The following is a 3,419-nucleotide window of genomic DNA, read 5'->3' on the forward strand; positions in this document are numbered from 1 at the left end:
CCGCCTCGAACGATGACGACGGCGTCGCGCAGGTGATCGAGCGACTGCTCGGCTGACGCGGCACGCTCAGGTCACAGCGAGCAGACGATCCTCGGTTCGCCGCCGACCCATGATCATCATCAGGCTCGCGAGACTCATCACCGCAGCGGACACGGCGATCGCCGTGGCGTATGCCGCCTCCCGGGATCCCGCGGGCCCGAGGGACGCGAACACCTGCGAGACGACAGCGGTCGCGAGCAGGGAGCAGACCGCGAGGATCGGCGCGGTGAGGGCCGACACCCGCCCCATCGCTCCCATCGGCACCTTCGCTTGGAGGATCGGCCCCTGGCACACGATGTACAGAGAGAACAGGAGCCCGGCTAGACCCATCGTGATCGCCGCGGGCACGAATGCGCGCAGGAATGAGTATCCGATGTACGTCAGTCCGAGCGAGATCAGCGCGACGGGGAAGAGTCGCTCGGGCGTGAAACGAGACACGATCGACGGCGCGAATACAGCACCAATCAGACCACCGACCGAGAACATCCCCGATACCACCCCGTACTCCGCGGGCGAGAGCCCCATCGTCTCCAGAGCGAAGAGGGCGAGGGACACGTTGTTGGTTCCGAGCGACAGCCCGTACGCCCCCATGCCCACGATGAGAAGACGGATTCCCGGATCCCGCCAGGCGATGGACAGCCCGTCCCGCAGCGACCGCCAGTAGCCGACATCTTCGTTGCGGGTGAAAGCGGCGCGGATCGGCACCGCCCGGACGAGAACGGTCGACACCAGCAGGCAGACTGTGGAGAGTGTGAGCGCGAGAACCGGCCCGCTGACCGCGTACACCACCGGGCCCGAGACCGTCGCGAGGATTCCTACGCCCATACTGGCGAACATCGATCGGCCGGCAGCGTCGGCCCGGCGATCCTGCGGGATCACAATCTGCATCATCGAGTTTCGGCCCGGGTCGAAGAACTGCGAACTGATGCTGGCCGCGAGTTGTGCGACGACGAGCGTGATCACGATCACTTGGTCGGGAAGCGAAACCGCGATGCCCACGACGATCAGGTAGATAGCGGCGCGCGTGAGGTCGCTGCTGATCATCACCCGCTTCGCGTTCCAGCGGTCGACCCACACGCCCGCGAACGGCGCGAGGATCAACCGGGGAACAGCGACCGCGGCGACCATCAGCGCGATGAGCTGGGGGGTGGAGGCCTCACCGGCTCCGAGATCGGTGACGATCCAGACCGTCGCCGTGGCCGCGACACAGTACTCCGCGAACGACGACAGTGCCTGGGCCGCCCAAAGCAGAGCGAACGACCGACTGATGAAGAAGCGTCGAAGGAGGTCACCGCCTCCCCGTCGGCGACGTTTCATCAGGTAGGTTCCGAGAGTCGTATCGCATAGATCGGGGATATATCCTCTGACAACCTAAAGAGCGCGGAGGCACTGCTCTCGTGGATTGCTGGAGTCATTCGCGCAACCAAATTATGATGCTGACCTTCGAGAAGCAGCGCGTGTCCAATCCGCCCCACTTTCACGAGGGCGTTGGCGTACGCTGCGTTCACATCCTGCCCTGAGGACTGGACGGCTCGCCAGTCCAGGCATAACAGAACGTAGATGCCTGCGCCTTGCGCCCATTCTTGCCCTTGAAGCATGCGCGACATCAGGTGAGAATTGTCTTTGGTCATGATTTGGCGTAGGGAACGAGGCTCGTTCTCGACCACCCACGCTGCGTCGGCCCAGGCTTCGACATTGTCCGTAACAACACATGCAACGATGTCCCTCTCGTCCGAGAGCGCTTGATACATGCATCTCAAAACGGCACTGAACTGGGCCCGAGAAATTGGCCCTGCCTTCGTTCGAGTCAAGCTCTTGCGTGCTATCGACTTCGAATAGGTAAATCCCGAGACGATCTTGTCCGCCAGGTAGTCGTGGCTAACAAACTCACCAGGGCAGCTATTTCCAGCGGCGCCTAGAAAGTGGTAGGGGCGCGCCCAGCCCACTTCACTCCAGAAAGGCGGCACGGAGCGCACCCCAGTTGCATCGATGACTTCCATTACTCCCACCCCTCTAGAAGCCCACGAATAAGCACGGGCACCTCGTCCTTCCCCAGACCGATGTGAGTCGTGAAATCGAAGTCAATTGCCACGCCCGATCTGTATCGCCAGTTGCAGAAGTTGGCGATAGCCTCCAGTTGTGCTTCTGCATGTCCGGCGTCTACGAGAATCGCGCGAAAGCTCCGCGGGTCCCGATACCGAAACATCGCCCTACGCACGACGGACGCGACTGCAATTCCAATAATCCAATCGGCGTCCGACACCGGAGCTTTGGAGAGGGGCGCCGAACTGACTCGCTGTAACTCGCCACGTCGGGTGTTGAAGTGCCATATGCCCGTCGAAAGAACGGGAGACGCGTGAACCTCTAAGAACAGCTCCGACGGGTGTCGCGAGCCGCCCGATGGCACTGATTTTTTCACAAGCTCAACCTGGTGATACCCCGTCATCGGATCGTGGTAGGTGGCCTGATGGCGGCGAACGCCGAAGGAGCCTGAGATCATCGCGCTCAACCGACACCTGGCTGAGTTCCGAAGTTCGTCGATGGTTAAATCCGCAGCGTCCTCAAGCTGATAGGTTTCGTCGTGCGGCAGCTCGAGATACACCGAAGGATAAGAGTCGCTTGCGACATACCCGGCCATAATCTGCGCGTCTTTAATACGAGCCTCCATTCCTTCCGACATATCGAGGAAGGGATGGTCCGATGTCGCGATACAATATCCCGCCTTTGGAATATCCAACTCGTTTTCTACTTTATGACCCCCGTAGCGAAGAGCAATATTCTGCAACCACTCAGTCTTCTTCCGATTGTCCGCGGGAATAGGTTCGCCCGTGATATCGATGGAGTCCACTGATGTTGAAAACTCTAATTTTATGGCGCCATCCCCATGAAGATACGCCATCACCGAAGTGTTATCCATGTGCTTTCTCTCGGAATTGCCAGGACGCGCCAATTTGCACGTCCTGGCAATGTTCCGGGTCACGCTCAGATGTGAACGGGCTTCGGAGCGGCGAGGGGTGCATCGACAATGAATCGCGTGGCGAGGTTGCAGCTACTCTCCTGCAGAAGTGCGATACGAACGGTCGTTTCCATGTTTCTTCCTAAATCGTGTTCCGCGCACTCAATCAAGGCGCATGTCGAAGCTAACACCGATTATCGCGAGTGTCCGATATACTAATGCCCGCTAAGTTGCTACCGCCTAACTTCATTCCGATATGCCGGGCGTCACGAAGGCCACGGGGCTCGCCCGCCTGTGCGAGCACCTCGGCATCGGCCGCGCCGACGTGGTCGCCTTCGGCGATGCGCTCAACGACGTCGAGATGCTGCGCTTCACGCGCGAAGAGGACCTGGCCCTCATGACACGGATGGCGGGCCAGCCCAAC

The 3,419-nt window shown here is 60.4% G+C and carries 3 protein-coding genes and 1 pseudogene; 1 reads left to right on the forward strand and 3 read right to left on the reverse strand.

Annotated elements, in window-relative coordinates; translation table 11 throughout:
• Positions 1-66: 66 nt before the first annotated feature.
• From DW298_RS00455 to DW298_RS00465, 3 genes are read right to left on the reverse strand one after another with little or no spacing between them, the layout of a single operon-like run.
• Positions 67-1,356 (reverse strand): MFS transporter, encoded by a 1,290-nt coding sequence (locus tag DW298_RS00455; protein WP_136040537.1) that lies wholly within the window; start codon positions 1,354-1,356, stop codon positions 67-69.
• Positions 1,356-2,039 carry a hypothetical protein gene (locus tag DW298_RS00460; RefSeq protein ID WP_136040538.1) on the reverse strand — a complete coding sequence of 228 codons (684 nt, stop codon included), beginning with the start codon at positions 2,037-2,039 and terminating at the stop codon, positions 1,356-1,358. The genes DW298_RS00455 and DW298_RS00460 overlap by 1 nt, the downstream gene beginning before the upstream one ends.
• Complete coding sequence (locus tag DW298_RS00465) at positions 2,039-2,956, reverse strand: hypothetical protein (RefSeq protein WP_136040539.1); 918 nt, start codon at positions 2,954-2,956, stop codon at positions 2,039-2,041. The genes DW298_RS00460 and DW298_RS00465 overlap by 1 nt, the downstream gene beginning before the upstream one ends.
• A gap of 298 nt (positions 2,957-3,254) precedes the next feature.
• On the opposite strand from DW298_RS00465, the pseudogene DW298_RS00470 reads away from it, so the two are divergent.
• A pseudogene (locus DW298_RS00470) lies at positions 3,255-3,419 on the forward strand (HAD hydrolase family protein); the annotation flags it as partial.

Origin of the sequence: Microbacterium sp. A20, from assembly GCF_004794515.1 — a bacterium.
Lineage (GTDB): Bacteria > Actinomycetota > Actinomycetes > Actinomycetales > Microbacteriaceae > Microbacterium.